The sequence below is a fragment of the Phormidium sp. CCY1219 genome (assembly GCF_035615515.1).
Lineage (GTDB): Bacteria > Cyanobacteriota > Cyanobacteriia > Cyanobacteriales > Laspinemataceae > CCY1219.
This window is the reverse complement of record NZ_JAJENT010000210.1, coordinates 1-737: the sequence shown is the minus strand read 5'-3', so window position 1 is coordinate 737 and position 737 is coordinate 1. Positions and strand designations below refer to the sequence as shown.

Here is a 737-nt window from a genome sequence, read left to right as displayed (position 1 = left end):
ATTTCTCGGTTAGAAAACTTAACTCAAACCTTGAAACAACGAGAAGCCGATGCAGAGATTTCCGGTGGAAATCCGATTAGCACTTCCTTAATGGAACGGCTAGAAACCCTGACCGAAAGCTTGAAGAATCAGGAAAATGCAACTCCCGTCAGCGAGAATACTTCGGCTTTAATTGCGCGAGTCGAAGATATGGTAGTGCGAGAAGCACCCCCCGCACCGGCTGAACCGGAAACCTTTGAATTTTCCGAAACTTCTCAACCATTAGTTGGTGTTATCGAGACCGGATTTAGTGCCAATAATCCCGATATTGACTATTCCCGGATTATTTTAGGCCAAGACCGGGTGGATGGAGATGATAACCCGTTGTTGGCAGAAGGTGAAGGCAACGAACATGGCACCCATGTGTTAGGATTGATTGCCGCTCAAAAAGACAATGGAATTGGCATTGATGGGATTAATCCCGATGCGCCGATTTGGGCGGGACGCGCGATCGGTTCTGGCAAATGGGCCGAATCGCTAGTAGAATTTGTGGATGCAGCGAAAGCGTCAGGTCAACCCAATGCGGTGGTGAATTTGAGTATGGATTTGACTCAAATAGATGCTGAGGGGAATGTGACGACTCGTTATGAGTTTACGCCTCAAGAACGAGCGGCGATCGAGTATGCACGTCAGAATAACGTCATGATTGTGGCCGCTGCTGGGAATGACGGTGGTGTGATGTCGGCGTTGGGTCAAGC

The 737-nt window shown here is 48.7% G+C and carries 1 protein-coding gene; it reads left to right on the top strand.

Going from position 1 to position 737, the window contains the following annotated elements; translation table 11 throughout:
• Positions 1-30: 30 nt before the first annotated feature.
• Positions 31-737: S8 family peptidase (locus tag LKK83_RS01670; protein ID WP_324629019.1), on the top strand; the 707-nt coding region annotated here is incomplete at its 3' end.